Genomic DNA, 13,648 nt, shown 5'->3' on the forward strand with positions numbered 1-13,648 from the left:
CGCTGAAACTCCGACAAATGCGGTCCCATCACCGCGTACCGCCGCGCCACCGAGTCCGCCAGATCCGCCATAGCACAACCGTAGCGCCCGAAACCAGCAAAAACGACGTTATTTAATCACGAGTCCTTAGCTGCATGCGATCGGCTTTCTTGGGGATGAGCGCGCGACTGTGGATAACTGCGCCGTCCTCGGGCGCCGAGGGGTCCGGCGCTGCCTTGGCTGTCGGGACAGGCATGCAGATTGACCGGCATGACGACGCAGAGCACTTTGACGCGGGCCCAGATTGGGGCGCTGGGTGAGCAACTGGCCGTGGACCATCTGACCGGTCTGGGGTTGCGGATCTTGAACCGCAACTGGCGCTGCCGATACGGCGAACTCGATGTGATCGCCTGCGATCCGGGCGCCCGATCGGTGGTGTTTGTCGAGGTCAAGACCCGTACCGGCGACGGCTATGGCGGATTGGCGCACGCGGTTACCGAGCCGAAGGTTCGTCGACTGCGTCGGCTGGCCGGGCTGTGGTTGGCCGGGCAGGACCAACGCTGGGCCGCGGTCCGCATCGATGTGATCGGCGTGCGGATCGGCCGGCGGCGGATACCGGAGCTCACCCACCTGAAGGGGATCGGCTGATGGCGCTGGGACGTGCGTTTTCGGTGGCGGTGTGCGCGCTGGACGGCCAAATTGTGGAGATCGAAGCCGACATTACGTCAGGACTGCCGGGTGTTCATCTGGTGGGTTTGCCCGACGCGGCCCTGCAGGAGTCTCGCGACCGGGTCCGTGCCGCGGTCACCAATTGCGGAAACAGCTGGCCCTTGGCGCGGCTGACGCTTGCGCTGTCGCCTGCGACGCTGCCGAAGATGGGATCGGTCTACGACCTGGCCCTGGCGGCCGCGGTGCTGTCGGCGCAGCGGAAGAATCCGTGGCACCGGCTGGAGAAGACGGTGCTGTTGGGGGAGTTGTCGTTGGACGGTCGGGTCCGGGCGGTGCGTGGCGTGCTGCCCGCCGTGCTGGCCGCCAAGCGCGACGGCTGGCCGGCCGTCGTCGTTCCGGCGGACAACCTCGCGGAGGCCAGCTTGGTGGACGGTATCGACGTGCGGGGTGTCCGTACCCTGGGCCAACTGCAGAGCTGGCTGAACGGTTTAGCCGGTTTGGGCGACAGGCTCGCGCCGGCAGCCACTGTCGAGGAGCGATCGGCGGATCTGGCCGATGTCGTGGGCCAATCGCAAGCGCGGTTCGCGGTCGAGGTGGCCGCAGCCGGCGGCCACCATCTCATGTTGACCGGCCCGCCTGGAGTGGGCAAAACCATGCTGGCGCAACGTCTTCCGGGACTGCTGCCGCCGTTGTCGGACAGCGAGTCGCTGGAAGTCACCGCGATCCACTCGGTGGCCGGCCTGCTGTCCGGGAACACTCCGTTGATCACCAGGCCGCCGTTCGTGGCGCCGCACCACAGTTCCAGCGTGGCGGCCCTTGTCGGCGGGGGTTCGGGGATGGCGCGTCCGGGCGCGGTGAGCCGGGCCCATCGCGGCGTGTTGTTCTTGGACGAGTGCGCCGAGATCAGCGTCAGCGCGCTGGAGGCACTGCGAACTCCCTTGGAGGACGGGGAGATTCGCCTTGCCCGGCGCGACGGCGTGGCGTGCTACCCGGCCCGGTTTCAACTCGTGCTGGCTGCCAACCCGTGCCCGTGTGCGCCGGCGGATCCAGCGGACTGCATCTGCGCGGCCGCCGTCAAGAGGCGTTACCTGGGCAAGCTGTCGGGACCATTGCTGGACCGGGTGGACCTGAGGGTGCAGATGCATCCGGTGCGGGCGGGGGCGATGTCGGCCGTCGAAGGGGAGCCGACCTCGCAGGTTCGCCGTCGCGTGGCGTCCGCTCGAGACGCCGCCGCGCAGCGGTGGCGACCGCATGGCTTTCGCACCAACGCCGAAGTCAGCGGGCCGCTGCTGCGGCGAAAATTCCGACCCGGCAATGCAGCGATGGAGCCACTGCGCAGGGCCTTGGATCGTGGACTGCTGAGCATTCGCGGCGTGGATCGCACGTTGCGGGTCGCGTGGAGTTTGGCTGACTTGGCCGGCCGGGTCTCGCCGAGCCTCGAGGATGTCGCTACCGCGCTGAGCTTTCGGCAACCGGGAGTCTCGCGATGACCGCAGTGGCCGATGTGCTGGCGGCCTGGGCCTACCTGTCCCGAGTAGCAGAGCCGCCCTGTGCGGAACTCGCCGCCCTGGTGCGCTGTGTCGGCCCGCTGGAGGCGGCAAATCGGGTGCGGCGCGGGCAAGTCGACGGCGACTTGGCGCGCCACACCCAGGCCAGGCGCGGAATCGACCGGGCGGCAGCAGACCTCGAACTGCTCATGCGCCGCGGCGGACGACTGATCACGCCCGACGACGACGAATGGCCGGTGCTCGCTTTTGCCGCGTTCGGTGGCTCTGCAGCGCGCGCCAAGCCGTACAGCGGTGCGCCGATGGTGTTGTGGGCACGCGGCCCTGCGCGCCTTGACGAGGTGGTGCCGCGCGCCGCCGCCATCGTCGGAACCCGGGCCGCGACTGCCTACGGCGAGCACATCGCGGCAGATCTGGCCGCTGGCTTGGCCGAGCGTGACGTTGCCGTCATCTCCGGCGGCGCGTACGGCATCGACGGCGCAGCCCACCGCGCAGCGCTCAATTGCGACGGCACCACCGTCGCCGTGCTGGCCGGTGGGATCGACGTCCCTTATCCAGCTGGGCATTCGTCGCTGCTGCACCGCATCGGCGAGCACGGGCTGCTGATCACCGAATACCCGCCCGGTGTGCGTCCGGCCCGCTACCGGTTCCTGACCCGCAACCGGCTGGTGGCCGCCGTCGCGGGTGCGGCGGTGGTGGTGGAAGCGGGCCTGCGCAGCGGTGCGGCCAATACCGCGGCCTGGGCCCGGGCGTTGGGCCGTGCGGTGGGGGCGGTCCCGGGGCCGGTGACGTCGTCGGCTTCGGCCGGCTGCCATGTGCTGCTGCGCGACGGCGCGGAGTTGATCACCCGAGTCGACGACATTGTCGAGCTTGTCGGTCACATGGGTGAGCTGGCCGCCGAACAGCCGCGGCCCAGCACTCTCTTCGACGGCCTGAGCGAGGCCGAACGTCGGGTGTACGAAGCGTTGCCCGGCTGCGGCGCCGCAACTGTCGACGAGATCGCCGCCGCTTCGGGGCTGCTGCCGGAGCAGGTGCTGGGACAGCTGGCAATCCTCGAGGTGACCGGGCTGGCTCGGCGCGACGAGGGCCGGTGGCGCATCGTCCGTGCCGATCGGGCCCGGGCGGGTTTCTCAGGCCGGCTCGTATAGTCGACAAAGGGTCGGATGTGGACAGGAGGATACGTGGCAGGTCGACCACTGCACACCTTCGACGTCGTTGGCACCCGGCGACTCGCGCCGCACCTGGTCCGGGTGCGGCTCGGCGGCAGCGGCTTCGACACATTCGTTCCCAACGATTTCACCGACTCCTACGTCAAGCTGGTGTTCGTCGCCGACGATGTCGATGTGGCGGAACTGCCCCGGCCGCTGACCCTGGACAGCTTTGCCGGCCTCCCACCCGGCAAGCAGCCCTCGGTACGCACCATGACCGTCCGCCAGGTCGACACCGTGGCGCGGGAAATCGTGATCGACATCGTGGTGCACGGCGAACACGGGGTGGCCGGTCCGTGGGCGGCTGCGGTGGCACCCGGTCAGCAGATGTACCTGATGGGGCCGGGCGGCGCTTACGCACCCGATCCGGCCGCCGACTGGCATCTGCTGGCCGGCGACGAATCCGCGCTCCCAGCCATTGCCGCCGCGCTGGAAGCGTTGCCCGCCAAAGCGGTTGGCCAGGCATTCATCGAAGTGGCCGGCCCCGACGACGAGATCGAATTGATTTCACCACAGTCTGTCGACGTGCACTGGGTCTACCGCGGCGGTCGCGCGGATCTGGTTTCCGAGGATCGTGCCGGTGATCACGCACCACTGATCGAGGCGGTTACCACCGCGCAGTGGCTGCCAGGTCAGGTTCAGGTGTTCATCCATGGTGAGGCGCAAGCCGTCATGCACAACTTGCGGCCCTACATCCGCAAAGAGCGCGGCGTGGAAGCCAAATGGGCGGCATCAATCTCCGGTTACTGGCGGCGCGGACGCACCGAAGAGACCTTCCGGCAATGGAAGAAGGAACTGGCCGAGGCCGAAGCCGGCGGCTGAACGCCGGCTGGCATTCTCATCCCATGGCATACCGGCCCCACTTCGGTGACTACCAGAACGAGATCTATTTTCAGGGCCTGGCCGGTGTGGTGCCGCCGCTGCCGATGGTGTTCGCGGAGCTGGAGGCCAAGGCCGGGGTGGCACTACCGCCGTCGGTGTGGTCCTATGTCGCCGGGGGAGCGGGCGACGAGCGCACCCAGCGGGCTAACCGCGAGGCCTTCGATCGCTGGGGTTTGGTGCCGCGCATGTTCGTCGGTGCCGCCACACGCGACCTGTCCATCGAACTGTTCGGCCTGACCTTGCCGTCGCCGCTGTTCATGGCACCGATCGGGGTCATCGGGTTGTGCGCCCAGGACGGCCACGGCGACCTGGCCACCGCACGCGCGGCCGCCCGCACCGGCGTACCGATGGTCGCCTCGACTCTCACGGTCGACCCCATGGAAGACGTCGCCGCCGCGTCCGGTGATACGCCCGGGTTCTTTCAGCTGTACACGCCGACCGACCGCGAGTTGGCCGCCAGCCTGGTACGTCGCGCCGAAGCGGCCGGTTTCAAAGGCATCGTCGTCACGCTCGACACCTGGGTCACCGGCTGGCGGCCGCGCGACCTCAGCACCGCGAACTTCCCGCAGCTGCGTGGTCACTGCCTGGCCAACTACACCAGCGACCCGGTTTTCCGCGCCAGCCTGCCGCGCCCGCCGGAAGAGGACCGGCAGGGTGCGGTGCTGCGCTGGGCGCAGGTCTTCGGACAGCCGCTTTGCTGGGACGACCTCAGCTGGCTGCGTTCGCTGACCGAACTTCCACTGATCGTCAAGGGCATCTGCCACCCCGACGACGCCCGGCGCGCCAAGGACGGCGGCGTCGACGGCATCTACTGCTCCAACCACGGCGGTCGGCAAGCTAACGGCGGCCTGCCCGCGCTGGACTGTTTGCCGGCCGTTGTCGAGGCCGCGGACGGGCTGCCGGTGCTGTTTGACTCCGGGATTCGCAGCGGCGCCGACGTCATCAAGGCGCTCGCGATGGGCGCGACCGCCGCCGGCGTCGGCCGCCCCTACGCCTACGGTCTGGCGCTGGGCGGAGTCGACGGCATCGTGCACGTTTTGCGCATGATGCTTGCCGAAGCCGACCTGATCATGGCCGTCGACGGTTACCCGACGCGCAAAGATCTCACCCCGGACACACTGCGGCGCGTCGACTGAATCGCGGCGCCGCGTCTGCGACGGTGGGGGCGTGCCGGATAAGCACGACGCAATCCTCGGAGAGTTCGACGACTACCTGGCGCTGCAATGCGGACGGTCGGCGCACACCCGCCGGGCATATCTGGGCGACCTGCGGTCGCTGTTCGCCTTTCTGGCCGACCTCGGGTCCGCCCTGGAAACGCTGAGCCTGCCGCTGCTGCGGGCATGGTTGGCCGGTGCAGCCGGCGCGGGAGCCGCACGCACCACGCTGGCCCGGCGCACCTCGGCGGTCAAGGCATTCACGGCATGGGCGGTCCGGCGTGGATTGTTGACCGACGACCCGGCCGCCCGGTTGCAGGTTCCGAAGGCACACCGCACGCTGCCCGCCGTGCTGCGACAGGATCAGGCGTTGGCGGCGATGACGGCCGCGAAGTCCGGCGCCGAGCAGGGTGATCCGCTGGCCTTGCGGGACAGGTTGATCGTCGAATTGCTCTATGCCACCGGAATCCGGGTGAGCGAGCTGTGCGGCCTGGACATCGACGACGTCGACACCGGGCATCGGGTGGTGCGGGTGCTCGGTAAGGGCAACAAGCAGCGCACTGTGCCCTACGGACGGCCCGCTGCTGAGGCGTTGCAAGCCTGGCTGGCCAATGGCCGTCCCGCGCTGGTCACGGCCGAGTCCGGGCCGGCCCTACTGCTGGGCGCTCGGGGACGGCGGCTCGACGTTCGGCAGGCGCGCACTGTGGTGCACCAGACCGTCGCCGCGGTGAACGGCGCGCCTGATATAGGGCCGCACGGGCTGCGGCACAGTGCAGCCACACATCTCCTCGAAGGTGGTGCCGACCTGCGGGTTGTCCAGGAGTTGCTGGGCCATTCCAGTCTGGCAACGACGCAGCTGTATACCCATGTCGCGGTAAACCGGCTGCGGGCGGTGCACGATCAGGCCCATCCCCGGGCCTAGCCCGGCTCCTCGGGATAGGCGGGCACGCCGCGCAGCGGCGTGCGGAGGAGCAGGGCAATCCGGCCGAGCCCGGCTCCTCGGGATAGGCGGGCACGCCAGTCCGTATGTCGGTCCCAGATCACGCTAATCACACCTGCCTCAACAGTCTCTAGGTCCGGTGGGGTGTCCGATGTGCCCACCTAATAGCGACAAGAGACACCACCCCGCTCCCTTGGCCAGGTACGGCAGTCGAGCTTGATCCGCGGGCTACCGCGGCCGCGCCAACAAACTGTCGCGCATAGCTGGGCAAAAAGAGTGCCGCCGGAGTCGGAGACCCATGTGGCTAATGGTACCGATGTGGCGTTTGTCGACTGCTAGCCGCGAGCACCAAGAACTCAGCCCGTCAGCGGCTTGAGCCTTATCGGCGTTGATTTCACCAAACCCAGCGGGTCGACGTAGTCGGCACGCGAAGCCGGCCCCCACATGGCACCCCAATGCAGGCAGGCCCGCGCAGCGCACCCGGGATGGCCGGCCAGCACGGTCCCTAGCACCGTCTGCGCCGTCACCCGCTGACCGGCCCGGACCGTCGCGCGCACCGGTTCGTAGCTGGTATGCAAGCCGCCCGGATGAGCCAGCGAAACGACCGGCCGCCCCGCCAGCAACCCGGCGAAGACAACCGTCGCGCTGCCGGCCGCGTACACGGGCTGACCGGGAGCAGCGGCCAGGTCCACACCGCGGTGTCCGGGATGCCAGTTCGGCGTGGGCGCGTCATAGCCGCGCACCACGGCGGGAGCTGGCTGCAACGGCCATTCCAGCCGAAAATCGTCTGCAACCGCCGGCGAAGCACTGGCCAGCGTCCAGCACAGCATCAGCGCCAACCGTCGCACCGGCTCAGTGAAGCGCCGCGCCAACCGCGGTACCAGTCACCGCTGACGGTTCTGGGGAGTACTCCCCGGCTGGGGAAAGCCATGAGCCCACGGGGTGTAAACTGCTCGTCGCAGCTCGTCTTTCGCGGGCTGACTTCGCGCGTCTGCACCGCGACTCCCGTTGTTGAGGAATTCGCACCGCATGCCGAGCGGTCCCGTAACAGGGTCCGGCATCGCAGCAGCCGCCAGGGCCCGGCTTCACCCGATGCCGAGTAAGCAACCGACAACAAAGGAATACCGGCAATGGCCGTAGTCACCATGAAACAGCTGCTTGACAGCGGCACCCACTTCGGGCACCAGACCCGTCGCTGGAATCCCAAGATGAAGCGGTTCATCTTCACCGACCGCAACGGCATCTACATCATCGACCTACAGCAGACCCTGACCTTCATCGACAAGGCGTACGAGTTCGTCAAAGAAACCGTCGCCCACGGCGGCACAGTGCTGTTCGTCGGCACCAAAAAGCAGGCGCAGGAGTCCGTCGCCGCCGAAGCCACCCGCGTCGGCATGCCGTACGTGAACCAGCGCTGGCTGGGCGGCATGCTCACCAACTTCTCCACCGTGCACAAGCGGCTGCAGCGCCTCAAAGAGCTCGAGGCGATGGAGCAGACCGGCGGCTTCGAGGGCCGCACCAAAAAGGAAATCCTGGGCCTGACCAGGGAGAAGAACAAGCTGGAGCGGTCCCTGGGTGGAATCAGGGACATGGCCAAGGTGCCCTCGGCGATCTGGGTCGTCGACACCAACAAGGAACACATTGCCGTCGGCGAGGCCCGCAAACTCGGAATCCCGGTGATCGCGATCCTGGACACCAACTGCGACCCCGACGAGGTCGACTACCCGATCCCGGGCAACGACGACGCGATCCGTTCGGCCGCGCTGCTGACCAAGGTGATCGCCTCCGCGGTTGCCGAGGGATTGCAAGCGCGTGCCGGGCTGGGCCGCGGCGATGGCAAGCCCGAGGCGGAAGCCGCTGAGCCGCTCGCCGAATGGGAGCAGGAGCTGCTGGCCTCGGCAACAACTCCGGTGACGGCCGGGGCTGGCGACCCGACGGCCGAAACCCCCACCGAATCAACCACTGACCCCTCATAGGAAGGCTGATCATTGGCGAACTTCACCGCTGCCGATGTCAAGCGGCTTCGCGAGCTCACCGGTTCCGGCATGCTGGACTGCAAGAACGCGCTGGCCGAAGCCGACGGCGACTTCGACAAGGCCGTCGAGGCGCTCCGGATCAAAGGCGCCAAGGACGTCGGCAAGCGCGCCGAGCGAGCCACCGCCGAAGGCCTGGTCGCGGCCAAGGAGGGCGTGCTCATCGAGCTGAATTGCGAGACCGACTTCGTCGCCAAGAACGCGGAATTCCAGGCGCTGGCCGATCAGATCGTGGCGGCGGCCGTCTCGTCGAAAGCCGCCGACGTCGACGCGCTCAAGGCGGCTCAAGCGGGCGACAAGAACGTCGAGCAGGCAATCGGCGAGCTGTCGGCCAAGATCGGCGAGAAGCTCGAATTGCGCCGGGTGGCGAACTTCGACGGCACCGTCGAGACCTACCTGCACCGGCGTTCGGCCGATCTGCCACCCGCGGTGGGTGTGCTGGTCGAGTACCAGGGTGGGGACAAAGATGCCGCTCATGCCGTCGCGCTGCAGATAGCCGCGCTCAAGGCGCGCTACCTGTCGCGTGACGATGTGCCCGAGGACGTCGTGGCCACCGAACGCCGCATCGCCGAGGAGACCGCGAAGGCGGAGGGCAAGCCGGAACAAGCGCTGCCCAAGATCGTCGAAGGCCGGCTGACCGGTTTCTTCAAGGACGCCGTCCTGCTCGAGCAGCCATCGGTTTCCGACAACAAGAAGTCGGTCAAGGCTCTGCTGGAGGAAGCCGGGGTCACGGTGACCCGATTCGTCCGGTTCGAGGTGGGTCAGGCTTAGCTACAGCCCATGACCCGCATACACGCTTTCGGCGACGACGCGCTGGGCGATCTCGACGCCGTCGCCCTCGCCGAGGCCATCCGGTGCGGTCAGGTGGACCGGGCCGAGCTGGCCGAGGCTGCGATCGCGCGAAGCCAAGCCGTCAACCCCAAGCTCAACGCGGTGGCGTATGAGGCCTTCGACATGGCGCGCGACACGGCCCAGCGCGGCACCGCCGACGGCTTTTTCGGCGGCGTGCCCAGCTATATCAAGGACAACGTCGACGTCAGCGGGCTGCCGACGATGCGGGGCACCGATGCGTGGACGCCGCATCGGGCGGGCACCGACAGCGAGATCACCCGAGTGCTGCTGTCCACCGGCCTCATCGCGCTGGGCAAGACGCAGATGTCGGAGTTCGGGTTCAGCGCTGCCGCCGAACACCCGCGGCTGGGACCCGTCCGTAACCCCTGGCATACCGACTACACGGCGGGCGCCTCGTCATCGGGGTCGGGAGCGTTGGTCGCCGCCGGGGTGGTACCCATTGCGCACGCCAACGACGGCGGCGGCTCCATCCGCATTCCAGCCTCCTGCAACGGCCTGGTGGGGCTCAAGCCGTCGCGCGGCCGGCTGCCACTGGACCCACAGTTGCGGCGGCTGCCGATACGCATCGTCGCCAACGGGGTGCTGACCCGCTCGGTGCGCGATACCGCCGCTTTCTATCGAGAGGCCGAGCGCCTGTGGCGCCTGCCCAAGCTGCCTCCGGTGGGCGATGTGACCAGCCCGGGTAAGCGACGACTGAAGATCGCCGTGATCACGCGCTCGGTTCACGTGGAGGCCAGCCCAGAGGTGCGTGAACTCACGCTGAAGTCGGCCGCTTTGCTCGAAGAGCTCGGTCATCATGTCGAGCAGGTTGACCAGCCGCCGGTCCCGTCCAGTTTCACCGAGGACTTTGTGCTGTATTGGGGACTGATGGCGCTGGCGCAAGTGCGCACCGGTCGGCTCACGTTAAGCAAGACGTTCGACCGGACCCGGCTGGACAGCTTGACTCTGGGGCTGGCCCGTAATGCCCGCCGCAATTTTCATCTGCTCCCGGCCGCGATCGTCCGGTTGCGTGGAGTCCGGCGGCACACCGCGCAATTCTTCGGTACCTACGACGCCTTGCTCACGCCTACGCTAGCCGGTGCGCCGCCGCGCATCGGCTATCTCGCTCCCACCGACTATCAGCAGGTCATGGACCGGATGGCCAATTGGGTGGCATATACGCCACTGCAAAACGTCACCGGGGAGCCGGCGATTTCGCTGCCGATGGCCCAGTCCGCCAGCGGGCTTCCGGTGGGCATGATGCTGGCAGCCGACCTGGGGCGGGAAGACCGGCTGCTGGAGCTGGCCTATGAACTCGAAGAGGCTCGTCCCTGGGCGCGGATCCACGCCTCCAAATAGCTGAGGACCTGGGCGGCCGCATGGGCCGAGCCCTCGTCAGTCCGGCGAGGATGTGGATCACCCGACTCGTGCCGCCGCAGCGGGACGGCCTGCCGATGACCAGGGCGGCCGAACGCGCGCGTCCGCTGTCCCGCACCCCATTGGTGGGATTGCCAGGCCCTGACTCGGGGTAATCGACGTCCAGATCACGACCATTGAGGAGCGATTGTGGGCGATGCGACCGAAGTCACCAGCGGCGTGGCCGAGCGGGCACGACGGGAAGCCGACACCTATCGCGGCGACAATCCGCGTCCACTTGGCGGTTACCTGATGGTCCTCGCCATCTACGGTGTGGTGGTCGGGCTTACCGCCATTGTCGCCGCGGCCACCGGCAAAAGGCTGCCAAAGCGCTGGCGGGCGCAGGATCTTTTCACGGTCACCGTCGGTACCCACAAGTTGTCCCGCTCGTTGACCAAGGATGCGGTCACCAGTCCGTTGCGGGCGCCGTTTGCCCGCCACGCCGGCACCGGTGGTCCCGCCGAGGTGCACGAGGACGTCCGGGAAGACAGCGCGCTGCGGCACACCCTCGGGGAGCTCCTGACCTGCCCCTTCTGCCTGGACATGTGGGTGGCCACCGCCCTGGTGATCGGGCTGATCTTCGCGCCGAGGTTCACCCGTTTGGTCGCGGGCACTTTCACCGCGCTGGCCGGCGCCGACTTCCTGCAGCTGGCCTACGCGACGGCCCAGCAGGCAGCCGAGGGCTGAGATAAGGAGGAGATCCAATGCCGAAGACGACCAAGGGCGGCAAGCCGAAGAAGAGTGAGCTGCCCAGCACGCTGCAGCGCTCCAACGCCAAGGCGCAGCGCACGTTCGCCAAAGCCCATGATGCCGCCGCCGAGGAGTACGGCAGCGAGCAACGCGCCCACCGGGTGGCCTACGCCGCCCTCAAGCACAGCTTCGAAAAAGTCGGCGACCATTGGGAGCCCAAGAAAAAGAAGGGCCCGTCGGACGAACTCGCCAAGGGCGGTGGTCCGCGCAACACCGGCCGCTCGGCGGAGGGTGTCGACGCCAACGCCAGCAAAAAACACTTACTTGACGTCGCGCGGCGGCTCGATGTGCACGGCAGGTCGACGATGACCAAGTCTGAGCTGGTCGACGCGATCAAGAAGCACAATCGCCGTGTCCGGGGCAAGTAAGCGGTTGCCCCAGTTTCTCGGTGAAACCGGCCTCTGGTGGGTGTTGACCGCCGGTGTCTGGCTGGCCACGCTGAGCGCGCGCACGCCGGCGTAATTGGCGGTGATGGCTGGGTGCACGCTGCCGGTCGCGGTGATGGCGCGGTCGGCCCGGCGCGCCAACGCCGGCCGCCGGCAGTTCCGGATCGGCTGGCTGGGCTGGTTGGCGACGGCGGCGCGCAACGTACCGCCACAGGCCGTTGGCGTGTGGGCACATCGGTTCACTGCGCACTCCGCGACCATCAGGGCCTTGCGCTTGCCCGACGAGACCCGGCCGGTGGCCGCGGCACGGCGGGCGACCGCGGTTCTGGCCCTCGCAACGACACCGGAAACCGTTGTGCTGCAGTGTGATCGGGACAACCGCTCGGTGCTGGTGCACTGCACCCGGGCGCGCCCGAGTCGGCTCGAGATGGCGGTGCAGCGGTGAACGCGGGGGAAGTGGCGGTGCTGCTGTTACTGGTCGGGGCTTTCGTGCCGGGTGTGGTGATGTCCTCTCGAGGCCTTCCGCACCACAGGCTGGTGGGACTCGAGTTCGCCAGTGTGGCCGCGGTGATGGCGTTGGCTGTATATTGCGTTGCCTGGCAGCGGGATTCGGGTCTGATCGTCCCGCTGGTGTTGGCCCTGGTATCGCTGCCGAGCGCGCTGGTCTACACCCGGCTTCTTGCCCGCAAGAGATGAACGCCCAATCGATCGGTTGGGCCGTGGTATTCGCCGGCGTCGCGGCGTTGTCGCTCAGCGCAGTTGCCGCAACGGTGCGGGCTCGGGTGTTCGAGCGTCTGCACCTGCTGACCGCCGCGACGTCGGTGGGCGTGCCGCTCATCGGCGTGGGACTGGTCATTGTGCGGGGCTGGACTCAGGCCTCGGCGATGCTCGTCGCGATCAGCATGGTGGTCCTGCTGACCGCGGCGGTGGTCTCGGCGGCGACGGCCCGGCTGGTGGCCGAGCATGACGGCCTGATCGACGAGACGTCACCGCGATGACCGCGCTTGTCGTGGTGGCCGTGACGCTGGTCGGCGTCACCGGAACCGTCGTCGCGCTGACCGGGGCACCCGACCGCCAGGCCATCGGGTTGTCGGTGTTCGGCCTGGCCCTCACGCTGCTGTTCGTGGTGCTGCAGGCACCCGATGTCGCGTTGTCGCAGTTGGCGATTGGCGGAGTCGTGGGGCCGCTGATGGTGATGCTCACCATCCGGGCGGTGCGCCGGCAGGCCGACAAGCGCGACGGCGGCGCAGCCGGAGAGGCCGGGCAGTGAGCCGCGGCATCCGGACGGCGGTTTTCCTGGTCGGCGCGGCGGGCCTGGCGGCGTGGCTGTGGATCGGCTTGGCGAAGTTACCGGGGTTCGGGCACAACCACCACCCGTACCGGGATTTGGCTGTGGCAGCCGCACTTTCACGGGCCACCGGCAATGTGGTCGCATCGGTCAACTTCGACCAACGGGCGCTGGACACTCTGGTAGAGGAAACCATCCTGCTGGCGTCGGTGACCGGCGTAATGACCCTAGCGTTGGGGGCGGACGGATTTGTGGTGATCGGGCTGGTCGGCTTACTGGTCGATGGTGTGTTCCTGCGCAACCTGTTGCCGACCGGCACGCTGGGCAACCTGTTTTCGGGTGGTTCGGTGGTGCTGCTCAACGTCGCCGTGGGTGTCGAGGTGGCCTGCGGGATGCGCCGCGGCCAATGGCAGCTGGCCGGGCTATACCTGCTTGTCGCGCTGGCGCTGGCCGGGTTGCCGCCGTTCGGCACCGCGTTGGGAAAGTCGTTGTGCGAGGAAGCAATCGGCTCCGGATGGGCATCGGCGCTGTTCCTGCTGGCCTCGGCGGCGACCGGGGGTGCGGTGCTGCGCGCCGGGGTGCGCTGCTTCACGAGATGGGGGGGGGG

The 13,648-nt window shown here is 68.1% G+C and carries 15 protein-coding genes and 2 pseudogenes; 16 read left to right on the forward strand and 1 reads right to left on the reverse strand.

The window, feature by feature from the left end; genetic code table 11:
- Positions 1-249: 249 nt before the first annotated feature.
- The 6 genes from EET03_RS08185 to EET03_RS08210 are packed head-to-tail and all read left to right on the forward strand — an operon-like array spanning position 250 to position 6,319.
- Positions 250-627 carry a YraN family protein gene (locus tag EET03_RS08185; protein ID WP_099194066.1) on the forward strand — a complete coding sequence of 126 codons (378 nt, stop codon included), beginning with the start codon at positions 250-252 and terminating at the stop codon, positions 625-627.
- Positions 627-2,138 carry a YifB family Mg chelatase-like AAA ATPase gene (locus tag EET03_RS08190; RefSeq protein ID WP_075541223.1) on the forward strand — a complete coding sequence of 504 codons (1,512 nt, stop codon included), beginning with the start codon at positions 627-629 and terminating at the stop codon, positions 2,136-2,138. The genes EET03_RS08185 and EET03_RS08190 overlap by 1 nt, the downstream gene beginning before the upstream one ends.
- Complete coding sequence (gene dprA / locus EET03_RS08195; RefSeq protein WP_075541224.1) at positions 2,135-3,301, forward strand: DNA-processing protein DprA; 1,167 nt, start codon at positions 2,135-2,137, stop codon at positions 3,299-3,301. The genes EET03_RS08190 and dprA overlap by 4 nt, the downstream gene beginning before the upstream one ends.
- Positions 3,302-3,334: 33 nt before the next feature.
- Positions 3,335-4,183, forward strand: coding sequence for a siderophore-interacting protein (locus tag EET03_RS08200; RefSeq protein WP_075541225.1), 849 nt, complete (start codon positions 3,335-3,337; stop codon positions 4,181-4,183).
- 23 nt (positions 4,184-4,206) lie between these two features.
- Positions 4,207-5,379 (forward strand): lactate 2-monooxygenase, encoded by a 1,173-nt coding sequence (locus EET03_RS08205; RefSeq protein ID WP_075541226.1) that lies wholly within the window; start codon positions 4,207-4,209, stop codon positions 5,377-5,379.
- A 31-nt stretch (positions 5,380-5,410) separates the two neighbouring features.
- Entirely contained in the window at positions 5,411-6,319 is a 909-nt protein-coding gene (locus EET03_RS08210; RefSeq protein ID WP_075541227.1) for a tyrosine recombinase XerC, read from the forward strand.
- 380 nt (positions 6,320-6,699) lie between these two features.
- On the opposite strand, the pseudogene EET03_RS08215 reads toward EET03_RS08210, so the two are convergent.
- A pseudogene (locus EET03_RS08215) lies at positions 6,700-7,167 on the reverse strand (M23 family metallopeptidase); the annotation flags it as partial.
- Between the two features lie 300 nt (positions 7,168-7,467).
- On the opposite strand from EET03_RS08215, the gene rpsB reads away from it, so the two are divergent.
- From rpsB to EET03_RS08270, 10 genes and pseudogenes are all read left to right on the forward strand, one after another.
- Positions 7,468-8,313, forward strand: a complete 846-nt coding sequence (rpsB, locus tag EET03_RS08225) for a 30S ribosomal protein S2 (RefSeq protein ID WP_063471106.1) — start codon at positions 7,468-7,470, stop codon at positions 8,311-8,313.
- Positions 8,314-8,325: 12 nt separating this feature from the next.
- A complete protein-coding gene (gene tsf, locus EET03_RS08230) occupies positions 8,326-9,141 on the forward strand; it encodes a translation elongation factor Ts (RefSeq protein ID WP_063471107.1) in 816 nt (271 codons plus the stop codon).
- Positions 9,142-9,150: 9 nt separating this feature from the next.
- A complete protein-coding gene (locus tag EET03_RS08235) occupies positions 9,151-10,560 on the forward strand; it encodes an amidase (RefSeq protein ID WP_075541229.1) in 1,410 nt (469 codons plus the stop codon).
- Between the two features lie 207 nt (positions 10,561-10,767).
- Positions 10,768-11,304 carry a DUF1360 domain-containing protein gene (locus tag EET03_RS08240; protein ID WP_075541230.1) on the forward strand — a complete coding sequence of 179 codons (537 nt, stop codon included), beginning with the start codon at positions 10,768-10,770 and terminating at the stop codon, positions 11,302-11,304.
- A 17-nt stretch (positions 11,305-11,321) separates the two neighbouring features.
- Entirely contained in the window at positions 11,322-11,735 is a 414-nt protein-coding gene (locus tag EET03_RS08245) for a ChaB family protein (RefSeq protein WP_036407092.1), read from the forward strand.
- Between the two features lie 103 nt (positions 11,736-11,838).
- Positions 11,839-12,198, forward strand: a complete 360-nt coding sequence (locus tag EET03_RS08250; protein ID WP_075541231.1) for a hypothetical protein — start codon at positions 11,839-11,841, stop codon at positions 12,196-12,198.
- The gene (locus EET03_RS08255; protein ID WP_075541232.1) at positions 12,195-12,449 is read left to right on the forward strand and encodes a hypothetical protein; all 255 of its coding nucleotides are present in this window, start codon (positions 12,195-12,197) and stop codon (positions 12,447-12,449) included. The genes EET03_RS08250 and EET03_RS08255 overlap by 4 nt, the downstream gene beginning before the upstream one ends.
- Positions 12,446-12,751: a monovalent cation/H(+) antiporter subunit G gene (locus EET03_RS08260; protein ID WP_075541233.1), complete on the forward strand. Its 306-nt coding sequence runs from the start codon at positions 12,446-12,448 to the stop codon at positions 12,749-12,751. The genes EET03_RS08255 and EET03_RS08260 overlap by 4 nt, the downstream gene beginning before the upstream one ends.
- The gene (locus tag EET03_RS08265) at positions 12,748-13,023 is read left to right on the forward strand and encodes a DUF4040 domain-containing protein (protein WP_075541234.1); all 276 of its coding nucleotides are present in this window, start codon (positions 12,748-12,750) and stop codon (positions 13,021-13,023) included. The genes EET03_RS08260 and EET03_RS08265 overlap by 4 nt, the downstream gene beginning before the upstream one ends.
- A pseudogene (locus EET03_RS08270) lies at positions 13,020-13,648 on the forward strand (hypothetical protein); the annotation flags it as partial. The gene EET03_RS08265 and the pseudogene EET03_RS08270, both read left to right, overlap by 4 nt.

The sequence above is a fragment of the Mycobacterium innocens genome (assembly GCF_900566055.1).
Taxonomy (GTDB): domain Bacteria; phylum Actinomycetota; class Actinomycetes; order Mycobacteriales; family Mycobacteriaceae; genus Mycobacterium; species Mycobacterium innocens.